Source organism: Sphingobium boeckii, from assembly GCF_014199215.1.
Lineage (GTDB): Bacteria > Pseudomonadota > Alphaproteobacteria > Sphingomonadales > Sphingomonadaceae > Sphingobium_A > Sphingobium_A boeckii.
On the sequence record NZ_JACIJC010000004.1, the window covers coordinates 282,010 to 304,726 of the forward strand.

General features: G+C 65.3%; 18 protein-coding genes. 7 read left to right on the forward strand and 11 right to left on the reverse strand.

Annotation, left to right across the window (positions count from 1 at the left end):
* Positions 1 to 150: 150 nt before the first annotated feature.
* The 3 genes from FHS49_RS12905 to FHS49_RS12915 are packed head-to-tail and all read right to left on the reverse strand — an operon-like array spanning position 151 to position 4,094.
* Positions 151 to 2,562: a TonB-dependent receptor gene (locus FHS49_RS12905; protein ID WP_184019170.1), complete on the reverse strand. Its 2,412-nt coding sequence runs from the start codon at positions 2,560 to 2,562 to the stop codon at positions 151 to 153.
* Positions 2,549 to 3,541: a FecR family protein gene (locus FHS49_RS12910; RefSeq protein WP_184019172.1), complete on the reverse strand. Its 993-nt coding sequence runs from the start codon at positions 3,539 to 3,541 to the stop codon at positions 2,549 to 2,551. The genes FHS49_RS12905 and FHS49_RS12910 overlap by 14 nt, the downstream gene beginning before the upstream one ends.
* Positions 3,542 to 3,578: 37 nt before the next feature.
* Positions 3,579 to 4,094 carry an RNA polymerase sigma factor gene (locus tag FHS49_RS12915; RefSeq protein WP_184019175.1) on the reverse strand — a complete coding sequence of 172 codons (516 nt, stop codon included), beginning with the start codon at positions 4,092 to 4,094 and terminating at the stop codon, positions 3,579 to 3,581.
* 248 nt (positions 4,095 to 4,342) lie between these two features.
* Here FHS49_RS12915 and FHS49_RS12920 point away from each other — a divergent pair, with 248 nt between their 5' ends.
* A complete protein-coding gene (locus FHS49_RS12920) occupies positions 4,343 to 4,807 on the forward strand; it encodes a GNAT family N-acetyltransferase (protein WP_184019177.1) in 465 nt (154 codons plus the stop codon).
* Between the two features lie 67 nt (positions 4,808 to 4,874).
* Complete coding sequence (locus tag FHS49_RS12925) at positions 4,875 to 5,885, forward strand: LacI family DNA-binding transcriptional regulator (RefSeq protein ID WP_184019179.1); 1,011 nt, start codon at positions 4,875 to 4,877, stop codon at positions 5,883 to 5,885.
* Here the strand turns inward: FHS49_RS12925 and FHS49_RS12930 are convergent.
* Positions 5,882 to 6,937 (reverse strand): YeiH family protein, encoded by a 1,056-nt coding sequence (locus FHS49_RS12930; RefSeq protein ID WP_184019181.1) that lies wholly within the window; start codon positions 6,935 to 6,937, stop codon positions 5,882 to 5,884. The two genes, FHS49_RS12925 and FHS49_RS12930, sit on opposite strands and share 4 nt — an antisense overlap.
* A gap of 113 nt (positions 6,938 to 7,050) precedes the next feature.
* On the opposite strand from FHS49_RS12930, the gene FHS49_RS12935 reads away from it, so the two are divergent.
* The 3 genes from FHS49_RS12935 to FHS49_RS12945 are packed head-to-tail and all read left to right on the forward strand — an operon-like array spanning position 7,051 to position 10,332.
* Positions 7,051 to 8,307: an MFS transporter gene (locus FHS49_RS12935; RefSeq protein WP_246350683.1), complete on the forward strand. Its 1,257-nt coding sequence runs from the start codon at positions 7,051 to 7,053 to the stop codon at positions 8,305 to 8,307.
* A 52-nt stretch (positions 8,308 to 8,359) separates the two neighbouring features.
* Complete coding sequence (locus FHS49_RS12940; RefSeq protein WP_184019183.1) at positions 8,360 to 9,268, forward strand: aldo/keto reductase; 909 nt, start codon at positions 8,360 to 8,362, stop codon at positions 9,266 to 9,268.
* Positions 9,265 to 10,332, forward strand: coding sequence for an LLM class flavin-dependent oxidoreductase (locus FHS49_RS12945; RefSeq protein WP_184019185.1), 1,068 nt, complete (start codon positions 9,265 to 9,267; stop codon positions 10,330 to 10,332). The genes FHS49_RS12940 and FHS49_RS12945 overlap by 4 nt, the downstream gene beginning before the upstream one ends.
* Before the next feature lie 90 nt (positions 10,333 to 10,422).
* Here FHS49_RS12945 and FHS49_RS12950 read toward each other — a convergent pair whose 3' ends face one another.
* Both FHS49_RS12950 and FHS49_RS12955 read right to left on the reverse strand, forming a co-directional pair.
* Positions 10,423 to 11,586 carry an iron-containing alcohol dehydrogenase gene (locus FHS49_RS12950; RefSeq protein ID WP_246350685.1) on the reverse strand — a complete coding sequence of 388 codons (1,164 nt, stop codon included), beginning with the start codon at positions 11,584 to 11,586 and terminating at the stop codon, positions 10,423 to 10,425.
* Positions 11,583 to 12,917: a spinster family MFS transporter gene (locus FHS49_RS12955; RefSeq protein WP_184019187.1), complete on the reverse strand. Its 1,335-nt coding sequence runs from the start codon at positions 12,915 to 12,917 to the stop codon at positions 11,583 to 11,585. The genes FHS49_RS12950 and FHS49_RS12955 overlap by 4 nt, the downstream gene beginning before the upstream one ends.
* Positions 12,918 to 12,988: 71 nt before the next feature.
* On the opposite strand from FHS49_RS12955, the gene FHS49_RS12960 reads away from it, so the two are divergent.
* Positions 12,989 to 13,822: a sugar phosphate isomerase/epimerase family protein gene (locus FHS49_RS12960; protein ID WP_184019189.1), complete on the forward strand. Its 834-nt coding sequence runs from the start codon at positions 12,989 to 12,991 to the stop codon at positions 13,820 to 13,822.
* Positions 13,823 to 13,824: 2 nt separating this feature from the next.
* On the opposite strand, the gene FHS49_RS12965 is transcribed toward FHS49_RS12960, so the two are convergent.
* From FHS49_RS12965 to FHS49_RS12975, 3 genes are read right to left on the reverse strand one after another with little or no spacing between them, the layout of a single operon-like run.
* Positions 13,825 to 15,240: an FGGY family carbohydrate kinase gene (locus tag FHS49_RS12965; RefSeq protein ID WP_184019191.1), complete on the reverse strand. Its 1,416-nt coding sequence runs from the start codon at positions 15,238 to 15,240 to the stop codon at positions 13,825 to 13,827.
* On the reverse strand, positions 15,233 to 16,627 hold the full coding sequence (locus tag FHS49_RS12970) for an FAD-binding oxidoreductase (protein ID WP_184019193.1): 1,395 nt from the start codon (positions 16,625 to 16,627) through the stop codon (positions 15,233 to 15,235). Before FHS49_RS12970 ends, FHS49_RS12965 begins: the two co-directional genes overlap by 8 nt.
* Entirely contained in the window at positions 16,624 to 18,111 is a 1,488-nt protein-coding gene (locus tag FHS49_RS12975) for a glycerol-3-phosphate dehydrogenase/oxidase (protein ID WP_184019195.1), read from the reverse strand. The genes FHS49_RS12970 and FHS49_RS12975 overlap by 4 nt, the downstream gene beginning before the upstream one ends.
* A gap of 68 nt (positions 18,112 to 18,179) precedes the next feature.
* On the opposite strand from FHS49_RS12975, the gene FHS49_RS12980 reads away from it, so the two are divergent.
* Complete coding sequence (locus FHS49_RS12980) at positions 18,180 to 19,127, forward strand: LysR family transcriptional regulator (RefSeq protein ID WP_184019197.1); 948 nt, start codon at positions 18,180 to 18,182, stop codon at positions 19,125 to 19,127.
* Here the strand turns inward: FHS49_RS12980 and FHS49_RS12985 are convergent.
* Positions 19,073 to 21,082 carry an alpha-glucosidase gene (locus FHS49_RS12985; RefSeq protein ID WP_184019199.1) on the reverse strand — a complete coding sequence of 670 codons (2,010 nt, stop codon included), beginning with the start codon at positions 21,080 to 21,082 and terminating at the stop codon, positions 19,073 to 19,075. The genes FHS49_RS12980 and FHS49_RS12985 overlap by 55 nt on opposite strands.
* The gene (locus FHS49_RS12990; RefSeq protein ID WP_184019201.1) at positions 21,072 to 22,715 is read right to left on the reverse strand and encodes a long-chain-fatty-acid--CoA ligase; all 1,644 of its coding nucleotides are present in this window, start codon (positions 22,713 to 22,715) and stop codon (positions 21,072 to 21,074) included. The genes FHS49_RS12985 and FHS49_RS12990 overlap by 11 nt, the downstream gene beginning before the upstream one ends.
* Between the last annotated feature and the right edge of the window lie 2 nt (positions 22,716 to 22,717).

Consider the following 22,717-nt stretch of genomic DNA (forward strand, 5'->3'; position numbering starts at 1 on the left):
ACGGCGCGGCGGATGCGGACCCGCATACAAAAATCGATTTTTCTCCCGCAACGCTTGCCCTGAGCTTGTCGAAGGGTCTGCTTGGCTTCGGCGCAGAGGGAGGAAGAGGCTTCGACAGGCTCAGCCCGAACGGGTCCGGAGATCTAGAACCTAGAAACGCACGTCCATACCGATGCGGATCGTGCGCGGCCGCAGCGGGGTGATCTGGGATTCGTGAGGCAATGTGAAGGGCGATCCGAGCGAAAAGCGGTTGCCGATCGTGTCGAGCAGATTGGTGGCGCTGAGGAACAGGCCATAGCCGCCCCGCCCGATCCGCACGCTCATCGCGGTATCGAGAAAATCGCCTTGCGCTACGCCCAGAACGGGGCCGATGCCGAGCCGCGACCGGCCGACATAACGCGCCCAGCCGGACAGCCGGAAATCATAATCGCCCCCCAGAATCGTGGCATATTCAGCGCCGATCCGGCCATTGAAGCGCGCCACATTGGGCAGGGCATTGCTCTCCGCAATCACGGCGTCGGCCGAGATCGGCGCGCCCGCAGCCAGGCTTGACCGCAAAACGACCACATTCACCTGCGGGCTGGTGAGCCGGCTATCCGCAAACACGCCCGCCGCTTCGATCCGCAAGCCCGGCACGGGCCGCCAGCCCAGAGCCGCATCGACCGACCAGATGCGGCCATCGCCGATATTGGCGGTTCCGGGCAGCCCGAAGCCGTCGATCAGATCCGCCTGGATATCACGCCAGCGCGTGTGGACGAGGGAGATGGCGGCGTCGAAGCCGGTATCGCCCCGGCCGCCGTAGCGCAGGCCCAGCTCGGCGGAAGACACATCGTCATTCTGATAGCGCTGGACGATCTCGTTGCGCACCGCGATCCCGCCCGGCCTGAAACCCTCCTGATAGCGGGCGAACAACGTGAGAGCGTGATGCGGCGCATAGCTGATCGCGAGCGAGGGCAGCACGGTCGTTTCGCCGCGTTGCGCCTGCATCCGCGTGGCCAGCGCCACTGCCACGGGCGTATCCAGCGCCTCGCCGGAGAGCCGCGCATAGGTCAGCCGCCCGCCGCCCGTGAGGTTCACCGCCGGGGCCACCCGCAACGTCATTTCCCCGAACAGCGTCGCCTCGTCCACACCGTTCGACACGCCGGTGACCGCGCGCGCGAACGAAACCTGACCCGCAAGCCGGTTCAGCCGATAGCGATTGCGCACCAGACTGGTGCCGACCACCCAGCTTACAGACCCGCCGCCATCATGGGACAACCGGTTTTCGCTGGAGAGCAGCGAGATGCGGCTCTTCTGGCGGAAGAGTGCGGGCGCGCCGCCTTCCGGCGTGGCATCATAGGTTTCGGAAATATCCTGCCGCACCGCGCCTGAGGCCGATACGAAGCTCAGGCCATTATCCCAATCCTTGCGGATCACGATCTGGCCCAGCGCATAATCATTGGCGAAAGCCTGCGCCACCGGGCTGGCCTTGGTGAGATCAGGCAGATCGCGATTGGCCGATTGGCTATCGTCCCCGCGGATCGATTGCAGCGCGCCGCCCAGTTCGATCGTCCAGCCCGACCCCGGCTCGGCGCGCAAGGCCAGGCGGCCGCCATAGGTATCCGTGCGGTTCACGTCCTGCAGATCGCGCAGGCTATCGTCGATATAACCGCCATCGCGCACGGCATAGCCGACCGCGCGGAGCGCCACCTTATCCCCCAGCACGGGCAGGTTGATCATCGCGCTGCCATCATAACTCGGCCCGCCATGCGCGGTGGATCCACCCGAGAGCGCGAGGCTCGCCTGCGTCGCCCCCATGCGGGGTGACACCGGCAGGATGCGCAGCACGCCGCCGAGCGATCCAGCGCCATGCAGCGTGCCTTGCGGCCCCTGCAGCACTTCGATCGTGGCGATGTCATAGAGCCGGAGATCGGGATCGGGGGCGTTATAATTGAGCCGCGTTTCCCCCAGATACTGGCCCACCGTGGCCTGGGTCGGCCCGTTGAAGCTCGAATCCGCAATGCCGCGCATGAACAATTTGTTGCGCCCGGAGCCGAGATGCGTGGAATTGACGCCGGGCAATCGGGACGCGATGGCGTCCGTGCCGGCGCCATCAGCGCCCGCCGGGAAATCCGCCATCGTCATTACCGAGACACTGCCGGGATAGCCGGCGAGCGGCATGGCACGCTTGCTGCCCGTGACCACGATTTCCGCTTCCGGCGCGTCATCGGGCGCGACTGGCAGCGCCGCCGCCATACTTGCACGCTGCGGTCCGGGGCGAGCGCGCGTGCGCACGATGCGCCAGCCATTGTCGCCCAGGCTTATCGCCCGCGCATCGCTGCCTTTGAGAAGCTGGGCCAGCGCCTGCTTTACGGTGATCTTTCCGCTGACCCGACGCACCGGCAGCGATGCCAGCGCGGGATCGGAAATGCCGATGCTGATCCCCGCCTGCCGCCCGAGCACCACGATGGCGGGGCCGAGCCGCCCGGCGGGAAGCTCGATCGGCTGGCGCGACTCGGCATGGGCGGCGGAGGAGACCGCGCCCAACAGGAATATCAGAGCCGCGCGTTCAGCGTGCCGCATCCGCCCCCAGCCGCCAGCCGCCCCCGGCCTGATCCACCGGAACGCCGAGCACCGCGCTGACGCGCTGACGCACCCGTTCCCGATCGCCCTCGATCTGGATCACGCCGCTGAAAGGCCGGGCCGCAACGTCGCGGCCCGCCGTGACGCCGAAGCCCAGATTGCGCGAAAGATCGGCGGCGACGGCGGACAGCGGCGTACCTTCATAGATCAACCGCCCCTGCTTCCATGCCGCCACGCTGCCCGCGTCGATATTACCCACGCGAATCTGCCCGTCGGCGTCCAGCGCGCGCAACACCTTTCCCGCCGCCAGAGTGACCTTCTCGACCTTGGGATTATAGATCACCACGCCCTCGGATACGGAGACTTCGGTCATCCCGTCCAGCCGGATGACGTTGAACGCGGTGCCGGCGTCCACCAGGGTCGCCCCGCCGGTCTCCACCGTGAAGGGGCGGCGGGCGTCATGCACCACGCTGAACAGTGCCTCGCCGCGCTCCAGCCGGGCAAAGCGCGGGTTTTCCCGATCCAGCATCAGCCGGGTCGCGCCATTCAGATCAATCCGGCTGCCATCGGCGAGCGTCACGCTCTGCCGCTGTCCAGCCAGCGTCTCCACCGCATAAGGCGACGATCCCGGCATCAGGCTGGTATAGCTGGCGACGCCCAGTAGCGATGCGGCCATCGCCCAACCGACCATGCTCCGGCGCGTAGCCCAACGCGGACGTTCCGGCTTATCGTCATTGGCGGGAATCGGATCGCGCGGCGGTGGCGGCGGTGCCACCGGCTCGGGCTTCACAGGCTCGGTTTCTGCCAGCACATCCGCGGCATCGGCATCAGCCAGCGCCAGTTCGTCGTAGATGGCGGCGTGCACGGGGTCTTCCTCCAGCCATAGGGTGAAGGCATCCCATCCCGCAAATGCAGGGTCTCGCATACGGATGATCCATCCGATGGCGGCTTCCTCGATATTGGCGTGCGGTCTGGACATTTACATAAGCCTCAATGTCAGGACGTCGCGGTTCACCCTAATCCGCATCGTCACGTCTCCTGAGATCGATCATCGCACGATACGCCTTTTGCAGATCTTTCTCGACCGCGCTCAGGCTGATCCCCAGATCGGCCGCGATATCGCGCTGGCTTACGCCTTCGATGCGGTATCGCCGGAACACCGTGGCCGCCCGATCCCCCAGCGCTGCCAGCGCGGCCTCCGCTTCGCGCAGTCGCTCGCGCGCGATGAGCGCCCGTTCGGCTGAAGGTTCGTCGGACACGCCCGGCACGGTGCCGCCCGCGCTGTCGCTCCAATCCTGATCGCGTCGCTGCGCCCGCACGCTGGATCGATGTCGATCGAGCATCAGATTGTTGGCGATGCGATAAAGATAGGACAAAGGCTCGGCGATCGGCCCCGCGTCCGCGCTTGAAGCGCGCAGCCACAATTCCTGCAGCAAATCCTCAGCCGCATCGCCACCACCCCGCGCGCGCAGGAATCGCAGCAACACATCCCGATTGCCGAGAAACACCGCCTCCAGGCCATTCGCCGTCATCGTCAAGGGTTCGCTCTGCGCGTCACGGCGCGATCCATGCCGCGAATTCCACGGTGCGCGCAAGCGTCATCGCTTGATATGCGGGAACAGACTTGTGGCGGCGTCATCGCTTTCAGGCACCGCTCTCTCCCCGACAGCGGGGCTCCCGCCTCTCCCCCGGATGGCGGGACGGGGAAGGCAAGTCGCGGCCTTCCCCGCACCTGCCTCCCGCTTGACAAAGGCGAGGCGATCCGGTGATTTTCCCGCCTATGGAGATTCTTCCCGGCGATTTCGCGCAGCCCCAGATCATCGCCCTGCTCCACGCACATATGGCCACGATGCAGGCGCAATCACCGCCCGAAAGCGTCCATGCCCTGTCGCTGGAAGCGCTGCAAACGCCGGACATCACCTTCTGGGCAGGATGGGACGGCCCTACGCTCCTGGCTGTCGCTGCGCTGAAGGCGATTTCAGTCGATCATGGCGAGATCAAATCCATGCACACCGCACAAGCGATGCGCGGCCGCGGTATCGCGCAGATCATGCTCGATCATATCGTCCAGCAAGCCGTGGCGCGCGGCTACGGGCGGCTGAGCCTGGAAACGGGATCGATGGACGCCTTCCGGCCGGCGCGCGATCTATATCTGCGCAACGGCTTTGCGATCTGCCCGCCCTTTGACGGTTATGCCGAGGATTCCAACAGCATCTGCATGACGCGCACGCTGACCCCGCGATAGCGTTCTGTGCTGGCGCTACTGCCGGATTTGCGTTTAGGGTTTCAGCGGGGATTTTCGCAACGGGTGCATGGAATTGACGCGGACGACTATCAAGGATGTTTCGGACGCCGCGGGCGTATCGATCAAGACCGTTTCCCGCGTGCTGAACAAGGAAAAATACGTCAGCGATGATACGCGGCTCCGGGTGGAGGCCGCGGTGGCCAAACTCAATTATCATCCGAGCCTCGCCGCGCGGACGCTGGCGGGCAAGCGCTCGTTCCAGATCGGCCTGATCTACGACAATCCCAGCCCCTATTACATCTTCAACATGCAGGCGGGCGTGCGCACGCGCTGCCTGGAAGCCGGCTTCCGCATGATCGTGCAGCCGTGCGACGTCAATTCGCCCACGCTGTTGGACGATATCGCCAGCCTGATCGATCAATCGCATCTGGATGGCGTGATCCTGACCCCACCGGTGGGGGATGTGCCCGAAGCCCTGGCCGCGCTGGAGCGGCGCGGCATCCCGTTCGTGCGCGTGCAGCCGGGGGCCGATCCCGCCGCCACGTCTTCGACCTTCATCGACAATGTGCAGGCGGCGGACGACATGACCGCTCATCTGATCGGCCTGGGGCATCGGCGGATCGGCTTCGTGGCAGGGCATCCCAATTATGCCGTCAGCAGCCAGCGACTCTGCGGCTATCGGCAGGCGCTGGAGCGCGCTGGACTCGCCTTCGATACCGCGCTGGTGATCGAGGGCCGGTTCGATTTTCAGTCCGGGTCAGAAGCCGCCGAAACCCTGCTCGCGCTGCCAACGCCCCCCAGCGCGATCTTCGCCAGCAGCGATGATATGGCGGCGGGCGTGCTGGCCACCGCGCACCGGCTGGGCATCTCCGTCCCGCAGTCCCTCTCGGTCGCGGGGTTCGATGATACCGATCTCGCCCGTTTCGTCTGGCCGCCGCTCACCACGATCCGCCAGCCGACCTTCGATCTGGGCTATGCGGCCGCGGGCTTGTTGCTGGAATTCGAAGAGGGTGTGGAGGCGAAACAGCTTCCGCATGATCTGATCATCCGCGCCTCCACCGCACCCCCTTCGCTTTAGCGCTCGATCAGGACCGTCGCAGCCAGAGCGCTCAATCCCAGCGCCACCAATGTGGCCGCGATGATCACCAGCAAGGGCTTGGCACCGCTGCCGAGCAGACTGTTCATCGGCGAACGGATGCCCGTCGCGGTGACCGCGCAGGCGAGCAGCGCCGCCGTGCCTGTCTGCGCCAGGCTGGCCACCGCCGCTGGAATCACGCCGATCGAATTGACCGCGGCCAGCGCGAAGAAGCCGATGACGAACCACGGCAGGGCGGCGACGCCCACACCCTTCACGCCATCCTGCGGAAAGAACATTGCGACGATGGCCAGCACCGGCGCCAGCAGCGCGACGCGGGCCAGCTTCACGATCGCCGCGGTTTCGCCCGCATATTGGGAAAATGAATAACCCGCGCCCAGCGCCTGCGCCACATCGTGGATCGCCGCGCCGATCAGGAAGCCGGCGGACACATCGCCCAGGTTCAATTGATGCGCGATGATCGGATAGACGAACATGGCGAGCGAACTCATCGCCGAGATGCCGACCAGCACGAGCGCGAGTTGCGCCTGCCCGATCCGCCGCTCCCCAAGCAGGGTTGCGATGGCCATCGCCGCCGATGCGCCGCAGATGGCCACCGCGCCGCCCGCCAGCGTGCCGAATGCCGCGCTGAAGCCGAACAGGCGGGCGACCAGCACCCCCGTCGCCAGCGTGAGGCCGACGATCAACAGGATCGCGATCAGCGCCACCGGGCCAAGATCGATCATCTGGCCGAAGGTGACGCGCAGCCCCACCAGCACGATGCCGATCCGCAGCAGCGTGCGCGAAGCGAAACCGAGGCCGGGCGCCAGTCTGGGGTCCGCATTGAGGAAGTTGAGCGCCAGCCCGATCAGCAGAGCCATCAGCGTCAGCGGTGCGCCATAATGATCTGAAAGATAGGCGGCGGCGAGCGCGGCGAAGCCGGTGACCATCAGGCCGGGCACATAATCCCGCCAAATAGTATCGGGGGGCGTTTCCAGATCGCCATAAAGATCCGCCACCGCAGGCAGCGGCCGTGATGTGGCGCGTTCGCTCATAGGCCTTGCCTCCCTGTCCCGCTTATATATCCCTTGGCCGAGACCACAATTAGGGCTGTTCCTTTGACTCTGACAGCGTTATCATATCGGCATAACAAAGCAAAGGGTGAGGGATGACCAAGGCGCAAATGGCCGATCGCAGGCGTTGGATCATCGTGGCGCTGGTGTTCGTCGCGATCGTCCTCAATTATGTTGACCGGCAGATCATCGCGCTTCTGAAGCCCACGCTCCAGGCGGAGTTCGACTGGAGCGACCGCGATTATAGCCACATGGCATCCGCCTTCCAATTCGCCGCAGCGCTCGCGTTTCTGGGCACGGGCTGGTTCATCGATCGCGTCGGCCTGCGCTGGGGCTTTGCGCTGGGCGTGGGCATATGGAGCCTGGCCGGCATGGCCCATGCCTTTGCCACCACCGTCTCCGGCTTCATCGCCTCGCGCGCGATTCTGGGCGCGGCCGAATCGATCGGCACGCCCGCAGCCGTCAAAACCGCCGCCACCTATTTCACGCCGCGTGAGCGCACGATCGCATTGGGCATCGGCAATACCGCGCCCAATGTGGGCGCGATCATCACCCCGCTCGCCATTCCCGCCATCGCCATCGCCTTTGGTTGGCAGGCGACATTCCTGCTCGCAGGCGGCCTTGGCCTGCTCTGGGTGGTCGCCTGGCTTTCCTTCCGCATTCCGCCAGCCCCCGGCGCGGAAAGCGCGATGCGGCCCGCCAAGATCGCGTGGCGATCCTTGCTCACCGATCGCCGTCAATGGGCGATCATCGTGGCCAAGGCGCTCACCGATCAAGTGTGGTGGTTCCTGCTCTTCTTCATGCCCGATCTGTTTCACCGGATGTTCGGCCTCAGCCAGGGCACACTCGGCCTGCCCGTGGCGGCGGTCTACGTGCTCGCCGCATTGGGCGCGATCATCGGCGGCTATCTCCCCGCACGGCTGATGGACCGTGGCCACAGCCTGAACTTCTCGCGCAAGATCACGATGCTGATCTATGCGATGATCATCCTGCCCGTGCCTTTGGTGCTGCTGACGGACAATGCCTGGGTGGCCGCATTGATCCTCGGCATCGCTCTCTTCGCGCATCAGGGATTTTCGGTGAACGTGTTCGGCATCACCACCGATATCTTCGCCGCACGGATCGTGGGTTCGGCGATCGGCATTGGTGCCTTTGCTGGCAATCTGAGCGGCATGGCGATGATCGAATTCGCCGGATGGTCGCTTGAGACCGGCCGGGGCTATGCGCCGATGCTGTTCGTCTGCGCCGGATCCTATCTGGTGGCGCTGCTTGCGGTCCATCTCGTATTGCCCCGGATCGTCGCGGTGGATGATGGCCCGAAGGATGAGGACGCCATCGTCATCGGGCATTGATAGGACGCACATTCCCCTTCCCAAAGCATGAGGTTTATGCCATATGACAGCGATGTCAGAGCTTCCCGCCCCCCTCGCCTCCCAGCCGCTCGGCAAGAGCGGCATCACCGTCAGCCCCATCGCCTGGGGCATGTGGCGCTTCGCCGGGGACGATGTCCGCGCGGCGCGCGCAAAGGTGGAGGCCGCGTTCGAAGCGGGGGTGACCCTGTTCGATACGGCGGATATTTACGGGCCTGATAATGGCGAGCCGTTCGGCGCGTCCGAATTGCTGCTGGGCCGCGTGCTCGCCGAAGCGCCGTCGCTACGCGACAGGATGGTGCTGGCCACCAAGGGCGGCATCGTGATGGGCACGCCCTATGAGTCCAGCGCGGCTTATCTGACCAGTGCGATCGACGCCTCGCTGACCCGCATGGGCGTAGAGCGTGTGGAATTGTGGCAGATCCACCGGCCCGATATGCTGACCCATCCGCAGGAAGCCGCGCGCGCACTGGAAGATGCGCATAAGGCCGGCAAGATCGCCGCGATCGGCGTTTCCAACCACACCGTATCGCAGACCGCGGCGCTGGCGACCTATCTGACGATCCCGATTGCCAGCCATCAGCCCGAATTTTCCGCGTTGAAGCTGAATCCGCTTAGCGACGGCGTGATGGATCAGGCCATGGCCGAAGATATGGCGGTGCTCGCCTGGTCTCCGCTGGGTGGCGGCCGGCTCGCCGCGCCTGCAGACGAACGCAGCAAGGCTGTGGCCGCGCTGCTCGATGCGAAGGCGGCCGCTTACGAGGTCTCTCGCACCGCGGCTGCCTATAGCTGGATCATGGCGCACCCTGCCCGCCCGATCCCGATCGTGGGCACGCAGAATCCGGACCGCATCCGCGAGATACCGCAGGCCACAAAACCGCGCTGGACCCGCGCCGATTGGTATGCGGTGCTCCAAGCATCGATGGGAGAGAGTTTGCCATGACGAAAGCCCCTTGCGAAATAAGCTGGTTTTCCGCGCTATGCGATGACGATTACGAGTTTCTGGGCGTGCCCGATGACAAGCTCAAATCGAGCTGGGAGCATTGCCGCGATATCGTGATGCAGGCCGAAAGCGGCGGCTTTGACAATATCCTGCTGCCTTCCGGCTATGCGCTGGGCATCGACACCACCGCCTTCGCCGCGGCCATCGCACCCATGCTCAAGCGGATGCGTCTGCTGATGGCAGTGCGCATCGGCGAAACCTGGCCGCCGCAGCTTGCGCGCCAGATCGCGACGATCGATCGGTTGCTGGGTGGCCGCCTGACGGTCAACATCATCTCGTCCGAAATGCCCGGCGAAACGCTCGGCTCCGCGCCGCGCTATGCGCGCACGTTCGAAGCGATGCAGATCCTCAAGACCATGCTGAACGGCGAAAGCCTGGATCATGACGGCGAATTCTGGAAGCTAAAGCTCGATCCGCCGCGCGTCGGCACGGTTTCTGGCAAGGCACCCTTGCTCTATTTCGGCGGGCTTTCCCCTGATGCGCGGGAAGCCGCCGCCAAGGGCTGCGACGTCTATCTGATGTGGCCGGACAAGGAAGAGACCGTCCGCGAGATCATCGCGGACATGACCGCGCGTGCTGCGAAACACGGCCGCACGCTGAAATTCGGCTATCGCGCGCATGTCGTGGTGCGCGACACCGAGACCGAAGCGCGGACCGCGGCCGAGCGCTTGCTTTCCAAGCTGGACGCGCAGACGGGCGCGGCGATCAAGGCGAAATCGCTGGATTCGACCTCCGTCGGTGTCAATGCGCAGGTGGCGCTGCGCGAAAGCGCGTCGGATGATGGTTATGCCGAGGCTAATCTATGGACCGGCATCGGCCGCGCCCGCTCCGGCTGCGGCGCTGCGGTCGTGGGCGATCCCGATCAGGTGCTGGCGAAGCTGGAGCGCTATCGCGACATGGGGATCGATGCGTTTATTTTGTCGGGCTATCCTCATGCAGCGGAAGCCGATCTGTTCGCCCGGCATGTGCTGCCGAAGATCGAGCATGGGCCTTTGGTGATCTGATTGGCCCCGAAGCCGTTTGTCCCGAGCGAAGTCGAGGGACGTTGGTCGTTACACCACGTCCCCGACTTCGCTCGGGACAAACGGGTTAAGTTACCGCCAGACCTGCGCATACAATTCCGCAATTTCCGCCGCATCCGGCACGCGCGGATTATTGCCCGGTGATCCCGACGCCAGCGCCTGTTCGCACATCAGCGGCACCAGCGCGTCCCACCGGCCCGCATTGATCCCCCAGGCCGACGGCCCTGGCACTTCGAGATCCCGGTTAAGCGCGGCGAGTTCATCGAGCAGCCGCGCGACCGCCGCCTGATCGCCTTCGGCTTCAGGCGCGATCTGCATCGCGCGCGCACAATCGGCATAGCGATGCAGAGCGGCAGGCGCAGACCATGCGGTGATCGCCGGGAGCAGCATCGCATTGGACAGGCCGTGCGGCACATGGAAATGCGCGCCGATCGGGCGGCTCATCCCATGCACCAGCGCGACCGAACTGTTCGAAAAGGCGATGCCCGCCTGCGTGGCACCCAGCATCATCGCTTCACGCGCCAGAAGATCGCCCGGATCGGCACAGACGCGGCGGAGATTGGGGGCGATGGCCTTCATCGCCAGCAATGCCATGCCATCGCTGAACGGATTGGCGCGCTTCGAGACATAGGCCTCGATCGCGTGGGTCAGCGAATCGATGCCGGTGTCCGCGGTCAGGCGGCGCGGTTTGGTGAGGGTGAGTTCATAATCGACCAGCGCCGCCACGGGAAGATAGGCCAGACCCGCGCACAGCATCTTCTCGTCGGTCGTCTCGTCGGTGATGATCGTGAAGCGCGTCGCATCCGATCCCGTCCCTGCCGTGGTCGGGATGGCGATGATCGGCAGGCCGGGGGCATCCTGCACATGCGGCGTCTTATAATCGGCCATCGCGCCGCCATGCGCGCCCAGCATCGCAATGGCCTTGGCGCTGTCGAGCGGACTGCCGCCGCCGAAACCGACCACGCAATCATGCGCGCCCGCCAGCAGAAAAGCGACGCCCGCATCAATCGAGGTGACCGTGGGATCGGGCACGGTATCGGCAAAGACGCGGCTTTCGATTCCGGCCGCCCGCAGATCCTCCGCCAGCCGATCGGCCAACCCCTGCCCCGCCAGATAGCTGTCGGTCACGATCAGCGGGCGGGACAGGCCGAGCATCGCCAGAACCTCCGGCAATTGCCGTGAAGCGCCGCCGCCGATGCGCATGATCCGCGGCAAGGCGATATTCGAAATGCTCAACTCACCATCTCCTCGCGGATCGACGACCGCGCCATCCAGAACAGCGCGGACGCCAGCGCGCCGAACAGGATAAACAACATCAGCGACCAACGCACCCCCTCCGCCGCGCCAAAGCCCATCGGCCCGCTGATCAGATCGCTGACGGCCCCCACGCCCAGCGGCCCGAGGCCCAGCCCGATGAGGTTGATGAGGAACAGCAACACCGCCGTGGCGGTGGCGCGCGTTTCGGGGCGGACCAGCCCCTGCACCGCGGCATAGCCGGGGCCGTACCACAGCGTGTTCAGGATCGGCGGGAAGGCGAAGAGGATGAGCGCGGTCACCGCCGAATCCGCGAGCAGCCCGAAGATATAGAAAGGGATGCCCAGCAAGGTGGAGACGGCAGGGATGGACACATAGGCGCGCAGATCCTTCGCGCCGAACCGGTCCGCCAGATAGCCGCCCATATAGGTGCCGACCGCCCCGGTCAGGCCCAATACGATGCCCAATGTGATGCCGAGGAAACCTGTGAGCCCGAGGCCGAAATCATCGGCCAGCAGCGTGAGTTCGGCGGCGTGATTGCGAAAGAAGAAGGGCGCGAGAAAGGCGGCCGCGCCATAGCCGATGAACGCCTTGATCGCAGCGGCGAAAGCGATCAGCCAGAAGGTACGCTTGCTGCGGATTTCGGCAAAAGCCTGCTTCAGGCTGGGGCGCGCGGCGCGGCGGGCGGCGAGATCGGCGGCGAGCTTGCTGCGCGGCTCCCGAAGCGTGGTCCAGGCGACAATCGCCATGATCACGCCCGGCGCGCCGGCCACGAGAAAGGCCATGCGCCAGCCATAGGCATCGGCGATCACGCCCCCCAGCGCCATGCCGATCAATCCGCCGATCGGTGTGCCAAGCGCATAAAAAGCGAGCGCAGAGGCGCGCTTTTCGCGGGGCGTATAATCGCTGATGAGCGAATGCGCGGGCGGCGTGCAGCCCGCTTCGCCGATGCCGACGCCCACACGGCAGAGAACGAGTTGCACGAAATTCTGCGCAAAGCCGCAGGCAATGGTAAACAGACTCCACGCGCCCGCCGCCGCCGCGATGATCCGCGGCCGGTTGCCCGTTTCGGCCACACGCGCGATCGGGATGCCCAGCACGGTGTAGAATAGCGCAAAGGCCAGGCCCGTCATCAGCCCCAATTGCCAGTCCGCCAGATGGAGGTCGTTTTTGATCGGCTCGGCCAGGATCGCGACGATCTGGCGATCGAGAAAGTTCAGGATATAGATCAACAGCAGCACGCTGAGCGCATAGCGGCGATAGCCGGGCGAGACCGGGGACACCGCCGGTGCGGTCGGGCTGCGCTCACTCATTCCTGCTCTCCTGTGACGATTGACATCCACCCTGCTGCAGCCTTTATGGCAGCGTTGTCAGAGAGGATGTTATGGCGCGCTTGCTGGTTTTGCAGTCTGTCTGGGGTCTCGACAAATGCCAAGGGTTCGACATCGAACATGATCTGGATGCGGCGCTGGAACGGGTGATCGCGGCGGGTTTCGATGGCGTGGGGGTGAATATCGCGCGGGTGGCGCGGACGGCAACCGTCGCGCGGGTGATGAATGCGCGCGGGCTGGCCTGGGAAGGTCAGGTGCTGGCGCATGACGCCCCGCAACTCGCCGCCTATATCGCCGAAGCGCACCGGCTGGGTGCCCATCATCTGAACGTGCAGGTGGCCGGGCCGGTGCCGCACCTGTCCGATGCGCTCATGCTGATAGACAGTCTGATCCCACTCGCGCAAACCGCGCCACTGCCGGTGTGGTTCGAAACGCATCGTGGCCGCCTGACCAATGATCTGCTGTTCACGCTGCGGATGCTGGCGGCACGGCCGGGTTTGCGGCTCACCGGCGATCTTTCGCATTATCCCGTGGCGGGCGAGATGGAATTGCCGCTGCGCCCTGATCAACTGGCTGCGATCGAGACGATCCTCAAGCATTGCCACAATTTTCACGGGCGCGTGTCCACCACGCATCAGGTGCAGGTGGCGCTCGTATCGCCGCAGCATCAGGGATGGCTGGATCAGCATAAGGCATGGTGGCGGCGCGGATTCGAATTGTGGCTCGCCCAGGCCGGCGCGGAGGATGCGCTGACCTTCATGTGCGAACTCGGCCCACCGCCTTATGCGATCACCGCGCCCGATGGCACCGAACTGAGCGACCGCTGGGATGAGGCGCAAAGGATGCGCGATATCGTGATAGGGCTGTGGGACGAGGTGAATGGCTGACATCAGGCTTGGACGGTGATCGCGGCGGACCATCGGGCGAAGGCGTGATCCGCCGCATCGCGGCTGATCGCGGGCGTGAAGTCCGCATCATAGCGCGCGAGTGCGGGAAGGTCGCTCTCCGCGATCAGGCCCGCCCCCAACCCCGCCGCGATGGCCGCGCCATAAGCCGTGCCTTCGCGCACGGCATGGCGCCGCACGGGGCGCTGGAGCATATCGGCCTGAATCTGCAAAAAGATATCGCTCGCCGCCATCCCGCCATCCACCGGCAGGGCGTCCGGCACCGGCAGACTCGCCGCGATCAAATCCGCAATCTCGCGGATGCGGCAGGCGATGCCCGTCAGCGCGCCGCGCGCAAGATGCGCCGGGCTGGTCGAGAAACTGAGGCCGGAGATCAGGCCGCGATCGTTGAACCGGCCATGCGGCGTGCCCAGCCCCTGCAACGATGGCCGCACCTGGACTCCCCCAGCATCGGGAACCGAGCGCGCCGCTGACTCCAGCGCGGCGGGAGTGTCGAACAGGCCGATCGGGCCGCAGAGCCAGTCGACGAAGCTGCCCGCGCTGATCACCATGCCCTCGATGCAATAATGTGCCTCACCGGCGATGGTGGCGAGCGCTTGGGCGGGCATGGAAGCATCCGGCGAGAATGGCGCGCCGCCCGCGTTCGCCATCAGCACGGCGGAGGTGCCATAGGTGGCCTTCCATGCCCCGCGCCGTAGGGCATCATGCGCCACCATCCCCGCCTGCTGATCCGCCATGATGGCGCAGATCGGAACGCCGTCGGTCGTTTCGGCAATCGCACCCCAGCTATCGGTGAGCCGCGGGAAGAGCGTTTCGGGGAGCGATTGATAGGCGAGCAATCCGGCGTTCCAGCCCGCACCGCGGTCATAATCCATATAGCCGCTGAGCCACGCGCAGGAAGAGTCGGTGACATGCGCCGCGCCGCCGCTCAACCGGAAGACCAGCCAGGAATCGAGCGTGCCCCAGCGCAGGCTTTCCAACGGACGCCCCGCCAGCGCGATCGCCGCAGGCAGCTTGGCCGATGGCACCTGCGGCCAGGAAGCAAAGCCCGCGGCGCGCAGATCCTTATAGACGTTCATCCCGCGCAGGTCGCTCCAGATCAGGATCGGACAGACGGGTTCGCCGATGGCGCGATCCCAGAGCACAACGCTGGCGCGCTGGGTGGTGACGCCGATCGCAGCGACATCGGCCATGCTCCGCCCCGCCGCCGCCAGTGCACCCGCGATCACCGCACGGCATGTGTCCCACACCGCCGCGCCGTCCTGCTCCACCAGCCCGGCGCCGGGATAGCGCGTCTCGATCCCGCATTTGTCCATGCCCAGCACCCGCCCCGCCGGATCGACCAGCATGGCGCGGGCGCCGGTGGTGCCCGCATCCAGCGCGAGCAGCAGCTCAGGCATCGGGGATCAGATTGCCCGGATTCATGATGCCATGGGGATCGAGTGCGGCCTTGATCGTGCGGAGAAGAGCGACGCCGTTCGCACCCAGATCATGTTGCAGATAGGGTTTGCGCAGCCGCCCCGCGCCATGATGATGCGCCACCCCGCCGCCATGCTTCGCCGTCGCCTCCATGATCGCGTGCCAGCAGGCGAAATAGGCAGGCTCCATCTTCGCCTTATCCTCGAAAGTAGCGGCGAAGCTGAAATAGAGATTGATACCGGAGCGATAGACATGGGAGCTGTGCGCCGAAGCATTGACCACGCCCGGCACCGCATTGAGCGCCGCGATAGCATCGGCATAGATCGCGCCGATCTGGCTCCATGTGCCGGAAATCTCCACGGTATCGGCGATATAGCCGCGCTCGAACATGTCGCGCCAGGTCGGCACATGATTGCGCCGTTCGATCCAGTCCTGCGCGGCTTTGGGATCGCCCGGCTCAAGCCCAGTGAGTGCCGCCATCGCCGCGATTTCGGCCTCGACCCGCGCCTGCGGGCCTTCATGCACCATCAGCAGCATCGCCTGGCCATCGCGCTCATGATCGCGAAACAGGCGGCGGACCTCACGGCCGTCATATTGGCGCATCACCGGTGGCCGCCAATCGGCGCGGATGATGCGGCGCTGCGCCTCGAAACCCGCCTCCATATCGGGCGCATAGAAGATGCTGTAGCCGCGATATTCGGGCTTCGCACGGATCGAGAAGGTGACGCCCGTGATCACGCCCATCGTGCCTTCCGCACCCATCAGCAGATGGCGCAGATCAGGCCCGGCGGCGGCGCGGACGGCCTTGCCCAGCGTGACGATCTCACCATTGGGCAACACCGCCTCGATCGAATGGATGATATCCTCCACATTGCCATAAGCCGTGGAGAATTGCCCCGATGCCCGCGTGGCGACCCAGCCGCCGACGCTGCTGATCCCGATCGATTGCGGCCAATGGCCGATCGTCAGACCGAGCGCGGCGACCGCCTCCTCCGCCTCCAGCCCATTCAGCCCGGCGTCGAAACTGGCGAGCAGATTGCGATCATCGATGAAGCGCACCGATTTCATCGCGCTCATATCGAGCAGGATCGATTCCGGGGTCGGCTCGATCCCGCCGCACACGCCACTGCCCAGACCGAATGGGATGAGCGGCACACGATGTTCGTTCGCGAGCAACACGATCCGGCGCACGTCCTCCACCGAGCAGGGCTGCACCACCCAGCCGGGGCCGGGCACGGCCTCCCCGCGCCAGTCTCGCAGATGCTTCACCGCCCATTGATCGAACCGCCGTGCATTGAGCGCGGCTGCATCAGACGCCACCTGCTCCGCGCCGATCGCCGCCGCCAGCATTTCGCCGAATCTCGTCATCCCGTCTCTCCCGATCCGTCCGCGAGCACGCGGCGGCTGTCTTTTTCCAGTGTTTGGCAGTGCGCGATCTGGGCTGTGCGCTCTGCCGCATCCCATCCCAGCAGATCGCCCATCACGTCCGTCGCCGGTGCGAGCACGGCCAGTCCGGCGGCGTCATCAAACCACGCCCGCCCGCTGCGGCGGACCCAATAATCCTCCAGCGTGACCGCGCCTTCATGGATCACCGCGCGGCGCGCCTCTGAAGCAACATCATCCGCCGCTTCATCCAGTGGCAAGGGGATATCGGCTGTGGCGCAGGGCTTCGCCGTGACGCCAAGCCGCTCGACCACCAGATCGACGACACGCTCCGCCATCGCGCGATAGGCGCTCAACTTGCCGCCCGCGATCGAGATCATGCCCGATGGCGAAGTCCAGATTTCATCCTTGCGCGACACTTCATTCGCCTTCTTGCCCGGCTGCGCGATCAGCGGACGGACGCCCGACCAGAGCGAGACGATGTCATTATCCGTCAGCGGTGCGATATCGAGCGCGGCTTCGGTGGCGCGCAGCAGATAATCCACATCGCTGCGTTCGGGCGCGGGCCAGTAATCAGCAGTGTCATGAAAAACATCGGTCGTCCCGAGATAGGTGAAGCGCCCGCGCGGCACCGCGAAGATCGTCCTTTTGTCCGCCGCGCGCAGCAGCACCGTCGCATTGACCGGCAGGCCCGCGCGATCGAGCACAAGATGGATGCCGCGGCTGAGCGACAGGCGCGTGTCGCTTTCGCCGGTCTCCAGCGCGCGCACTCGATCCACCCAGGCCCCGGCCGCATTCACCACCAGTTTTGCCCGCACCTCCGCCCCGAGATTTTCGCCGGGCGATGTGGAGCGCACGAGAAGTCCGTCAGGGGTCAGTCCAGCCGCCGCGGCATAGTTCAACACCACCGCACCCGCCGCCTGCGCTGCGCGGATGTTTGCCAGCACCAGCCGGGCATCGTCCGTCAGAAATTCAGGGTAAATCACCGCGCCATTCAATTTGTCGGTGCGCATCAAAGGCTCACGCGCGGCCAAATCCTTGACGCCGATCACCTCATGACGCTCGTCATCGGGTACATTGCCCAGCTTCTCGAAGGTCCACAGGCCGGCGCGCAGCTTGGTCACCATCGCCAGCGATGTGGTGGGAATGAGGAACGGGCATATCTGCGCCAGATGCGGCGCGATGCGGCGGAGAATCTGGCGCTCCGAAGCCGCCTCCTTGACCAATGCCACATCGCCCTGCGCCAGATAGCGCAGGCCGCCATGGATCATCTTGGAGCTGCGGCTGCTCGTGCCGCTCGCATAATCCCGCGCCTCGACCAGCACGACCGACAGCCCGCGTAATGCCGCATCCCGCGCGATCCCGGCACCGGTGATGCCGCCGCCGATCACCGCGACATCGAACACGCTCTGTTCCAGCGCGGTCAAGACGGCGCTGCGGTCGCGGGAATCGATATTGGCGCTGCTCATAGGCCAAACGCTATGAGAATGAACAAGCATATGGTAATGCGAAATAGGAATGAAGTGGTGAGCAGCGCATGAATTTGACACGATTGCGGCATTTCGAAGCGCTTTACCGGCTGGGCAGCTTTGCGCGCGCGTCGGATGAGAGGGGGCTGACCCAGTCCGCGCTCAGCCGCAGCATCCAGAAACTGGAATCCGAACTGGGCGCCGCGCTCTTCGATCGCACCACCCATTATGTGCGCCCGACCGACGACGCCGAACGCCTGATCCGCGCCGCACGCGATGTGATCGCCGCGGCTTCCAATCTGGCCGATGAGGCGCGCGGCCTGAAGCAGCCCAGCTCGGGCACGGTGCGTGTGGGGGCCGGCCCCTATCCGCTGCAACCGCTGCTGACCGACGCGATCGCGCGCTTTGCCGAAGCGCATCCCGCGGTGCGCGTGACCGTGACCGGCGGGCCATCGGAGCAATTGCTGGAGACATTGGTCGATCGGCGGCTCGATCTGGTGGTGTGCGATCGCGCCAAATTCGCGACCTCCGCCCATGCGGACGAAGTGCTCTGCATCCCATTGCCGGCCGAACCGCTGGTGCTCATGTTCGCCGCCACGCATCCGCTGAATGGTGCGCCGGGGCGGCTGAACACCGCCGCCTGGCCCTGGGCGCTGCCCCGCCCCGCCCCCAACAGCAATTTCCCGCGCGCGATCCGGGCGCGGATCGAGGCCGGGAATTTCCCCGATTACGAACTGGATTCGACCGCGGCGTGCATCGATATGATCCGCCATGGCCGCGCGATCACTGTGGTGCCCCAATCGCTGGCGCGCATCGTCTGCGCGGATGGCACGCTGGTGCAATCGCCCTTGCCGCCCAGCGAGCAGACGCGCGACGCCGTTCACCTGCTGCGCAACCGCAGCCGCAGCGCGCTCGTTGCCGCCTTCGTGGCGGCGTTGCGCGCAGCGGCGCAGGCGCGCGGTCAGAACGCGGCGATCCCGGAAAACAGCGCGGCATCGGCAGAACCGGCGCGATAGAATAGAGGCGGCTGCCCGAAGGGCGCGGGCACGGTGACCTCCTGCCCGCCCTGGTGCATTGCACCGGACCAGACATGCACCCAATCCACGCCTGCGGGCAGATAGGTGGTCCAGTCGCTCCGCCCCGCCTCGATCACCGGTGCCACCAGCAGATCCGCGCCATAAAGGTAAGCGGTCTGGATCGCATAGGTCTTCGCATCCTCCTCGAAATGCAGGAATAGCGGACGCTGGCAGGGTAGGCCCGTCGCCACGGCCTCGTCGGAGAGCTTGCGGAGATAGGGCGCGAGATAGGCATAGATCCGCGTCATCCGTGCAAAATGCGCAAGCAATTCGGGGCTGTCGTCATATTGCGTATTCGCGCGCGGGCGATTGCCCTCATGCGTGCGCATCATGGAGGTGAACGCCGCCATCTCGACCCACCGCATCGCCAGTTCGGGCGTTCGGATCGTATCGAACAGGCTGGTGTAGCCGCCGATATCGCTGTGATGATAGGCGTTGCCGAGCAGACCGGACGAGAGCGCGGCGGTGATCACCGTGCCGATGCCGTCATGCCGGCTGAAATCGACTGACTGATCCCCCGCCCACAGCATCGGCGAATGCGCCTGCACGCCCGAATAGCCCGAGCGCATGAAGAACATAGACTCCCCGGTCATCCCCCGCCCGGCCACGCCCGTGGCATTGACCGCGCCCCACAGGACGGGCCAGCGATTATGCGCGCGCATGCCTTCCTCGCCATTATGCAGGCGCACGTCGGTGGGCAGATATTCGCCGAAATCGGCCATCCAGCCGGAAAGACCGAAATCGATCATGTTGCGCCCGATAATCTCCTCGGCGAACCAGGCGGCCGCCGCGAGATTGGTGAAATCGACATGACCGCTTTCGAATTCGCCGAAATCGATCACATAGGGTTCGTCGGCATCGGGGCGCATCACGAGATAGCCGGCCTTGGCGGCGGCGGCATACAGCGGGCCATCCACCGCGAGATAGGGGTTCACATAGCCGAGGAAGCGGATGCCGCGGTCTTTCAATTCGGCGATGCGCGCGGGCAGATCGGGATAACGCTGGGCGTTCCACTGCCAATCCCAGAATAGCCGGCTGCCGAAGCTGGTTTCGCGCAGCCCGATCCAGTCTTCACACCATAGCCCGGAGACCGCGACCCCGGCATCCTCATAAACCTTCAGCCGATCGAAACTTTTGGCCCCGTCCTTCAGCCCGATGACCGCGCCCTTCAGCAGCCATGCCGGCAGGGGTGGCTGACGCCCGAAGCGCGTGGAGAGCGCGCCGACCAGATCAGTGAAATGCGGGCGGGCGAACAGCTCGATCCGATCAGGCACACCCCAGATCTCAATCTCGTGATAGGCCGGATTGCGGAAATCGAAGGCGGCATAGGCGCTGCTATCCACATGGAGCGCGTAGCGGCGCGCGCTGACGAAGGTCGGCTGCGGAAAATTGGTGTGGTAATAATCGCCCCCGGCCCCGCCGCCACGCTGATCGCATTGCCAGGTGAGCAGGGTGGATTTGTCGCGCCCCACCCCCGGCTCTGACACCCAGAGCGGAAAGCGTCGCCCGGCGAGATCGAAATGGGAAAATTGCTCGCCGCCGCCCCAGATATGTTCGCCCGCCTCACCCGGCACGCGGAACCACAAGCGGTTGATCGAAGGATCAAGCGACAGGAAATGGATTTCGGCGTCGTCATCATCCGCGGAAAAGACGAGTTCGATCCGCCATGGCGCGCCTGGATGCGCCGCCAGCCGCACCCGATCGCCCGCCACTTCGGCATGGCGCAGCGCGATGCGCTCGATCAGATGATCCTCGATATGATAATGGCCGCGCAGGCCTTCCACATGCGCATCGCCCGATCCGATGAACAGACACGGCGCATCCGCGCTGTGACGGAGGATGGATTGGCCACCCAGGCGCAGTTCAAAGCCGTTGTCGAACGCCTCAAGCGCCATGTTCGGAAATCCTTTCGGGAAGGGGGTAAGCCGGGAACTGCGCCCGGAGAATTTTCTTGTCGATCTTGCCCGTGGCGCCCAGCGGCATCGCTTCCACAAAGACGACCGTATCGGGCATCCACCAGCGCGCGATCCGGCCTTCGAGGCAGGACAGGATTTCATCGGGCGACGCAGCCTCACCCGGATGGAGCGCGGCGATCAGCAACGGCCGTTCATCCCAGCGCGGGTGGGGAACGCCGATCACGGCGGCGAGCGCCACCTTGGGATGGCCCGAAGCGATATTCTCGATCTCGATCGAACTGATCCATTCGCCGCCGGATTTGATCACATCCTTGGCGCGATCGACGATCGCCATATAGCCTTGCGGGCAGATGGTCGCGATGTCGCCGGTGTCGAAATAGCCTTCATCGTCGAGGATTTCGCCAGCCGCGCCACTGAGATAGGCCGAGGCGACCGTTGGCCCGCTGACATGGAGCCGCCCGGGCACCACGCCATCATGCGGCAGGCGCTGCCCCGCATCGTCCACGATCTTGAGGTCTATGCCGAAAGGCGGCCGCCCCTGCTTCAGCCGGAAAGGCATCTGATCATCGAGCGGCCGGGCGGCGACCATGGGGGTGAGCTTGGCATGGGTGCCGATGGGCGAGGTTTCGGTCATGCCCCAGCCCTGCACGCTCTCCACGCCATGATCGCGCAAGCCCCGCACGATGCTTTCGGGCAACGCCGCGCCGCCGATGATGACGCGCTTGAGACTGGTCAGCGTGCCGCCGGTCTGCGCCAGATGATGCAGCAGCCCCTGCCATATGGTGGGGACCGCGGCGGAGAAGGTGACGCCCTCGCGCTCGATCAATTCATGCAGCGACGCGCCGTCAAGCTGCGCGCCGGGCAGCGCCAGGGTGCAGCCGACCGCCGCCGTGGACAAGGGCATCCCCCAGGCATTGGCGTGATACATGGGGACGATCGGCATCGCGACATCGTGGATGGAGAGGCCGAACACATCGGGCTGCAGCGTCATCAGCATGTGGATGACCGTAGAGCGGTGCGAATAGAGCACGCCCTTGGGATGGCCCGTCGTGCCGGAGGTATAGCAAAGCGCGCAGGCGGTTTCTTCGTCGAAGCCACCCCATGCTGCGTCATCGCTGGCGGCAGCGATCAGCGTTTCCACGGCGAGGGCATGAGGCAGGATCGCACGATCAATCTGCGCGTCACCGCCCAGCAAGATGATCGCGCCGCGCCAGTCCATCGCGGCCGTCAGCGCGGCGACCAGCGGCTGAAAGCAGGGATCGACCAGAATGGCGCGATCCTCAGCATGGCTGATGATGTAGCGGAGCTGTTCGGCAAACAAGCGGGGATTGAGCGTGTGGCAGACCGCACCCATGCCCATCACGGCAAACCAGCATTCCAGATGGTGCGCATTGTTCCACGCCATCGTCGCCACCCGGTCTCCGGGCCTGATGCCTAGGCCGGCCAACGCCGTTGACAGGCGGCGGGCGCGGGCGCGGATGGCGGCATAATCGGTGCGGGCGATATCGCCGTCCGCCGCGCGGAAGATCACCGGGCGATCGCCATCCCAATCTGCGGCATGATCGATGATTCGGTCCACCGTGAGCGGCCAATGCTGCATCAGGCCGCGCATGG

Excerpts from the sequence above, each read along its gene's own strand:
- FHS49_RS12990 (WP_184019201.1), bottom strand. The coding sequence starts at position 22,715 with ATGCGCGGCCTGATGCAGCATTGGCCGCTCACGGTGGACCGAATCATC.
- FHS49_RS12925 (WP_184019179.1), top strand. The coding sequence starts at position 4,875 with ATGGAATTGACGCGGACGACTATCAAGGATGTTTCGGACGCCGCGGGC.
- FHS49_RS12920 (WP_184019177.1), top strand. The coding sequence starts at position 4,343 with ATGGAGATTCTTCCCGGCGATTTCGCGCAGCCCCAGATCATCGCCCTG.
- FHS49_RS12940 (WP_184019183.1), top strand. The coding sequence starts at position 8,360 with ATGTCAGAGCTTCCCGCCCCCCTCGCCTCCCAGCCGCTCGGCAAGAGC.
- FHS49_RS12915 (WP_184019175.1), bottom strand. The coding sequence starts at position 4,094 with ATGACGGCGAATGGCCTGGAGGCGGTGTTTCTCGGCAATCGGGATGTG.
- FHS49_RS12965 (WP_184019191.1), bottom strand. The coding sequence starts at position 15,240 with ATGCCTGAGCTGCTGCTCGCGCTGGATGCGGGCACCACCGGCGCCCGC.
- FHS49_RS12970 (WP_184019193.1), bottom strand. The coding sequence starts at position 16,627 with ATGACGAGATTCGGCGAAATGCTGGCGGCGGCGATCGGCGCGGAGCAG.
- FHS49_RS12910 (WP_184019172.1), bottom strand. The coding sequence starts at position 3,541 with ATGTCCAGACCGCACGCCAATATCGAGGAAGCCGCCATCGGATGGATC.
- FHS49_RS12945 (WP_184019185.1), top strand. The coding sequence starts at position 9,265 with ATGACGAAAGCCCCTTGCGAAATAAGCTGGTTTTCCGCGCTATGCGAT.
- FHS49_RS12975 (WP_184019195.1), bottom strand. The coding sequence starts at position 18,111 with ATGAGCAGCGCCAATATCGATTCCCGCGACCGCAGCGCCGTCTTGACC.
- FHS49_RS12955 (WP_184019187.1), bottom strand. The coding sequence starts at position 12,917 with ATGAGTGAGCGCAGCCCGACCGCACCGGCGGTGTCCCCGGTCTCGCCC.
- FHS49_RS12960 (WP_184019189.1), top strand. The coding sequence starts at position 12,989 with ATGGCGCGCTTGCTGGTTTTGCAGTCTGTCTGGGGTCTCGACAAATGC.
- FHS49_RS12980 (WP_184019197.1), top strand. The coding sequence starts at position 18,180 with ATGAATTTGACACGATTGCGGCATTTCGAAGCGCTTTACCGGCTGGGC.
- FHS49_RS12930 (WP_184019181.1), bottom strand. The coding sequence starts at position 6,937 with ATGAGCGAACGCGCCACATCACGGCCGCTGCCTGCGGTGGCGGATCTT.
- FHS49_RS12985 (WP_184019199.1), bottom strand. The coding sequence starts at position 21,082 with ATGGCGCTTGAGGCGTTCGACAACGGCTTTGAACTGCGCCTGGGTGGC.
- FHS49_RS12905 (WP_184019170.1), bottom strand. The coding sequence starts at position 2,562 with ATGCGGCACGCTGAACGCGCGGCTCTGATATTCCTGTTGGGCGCGGTC.
- FHS49_RS12935 (WP_246350683.1), top strand. The coding sequence starts at position 7,051 with ATGACCAAGGCGCAAATGGCCGATCGCAGGCGTTGGATCATCGTGGCG.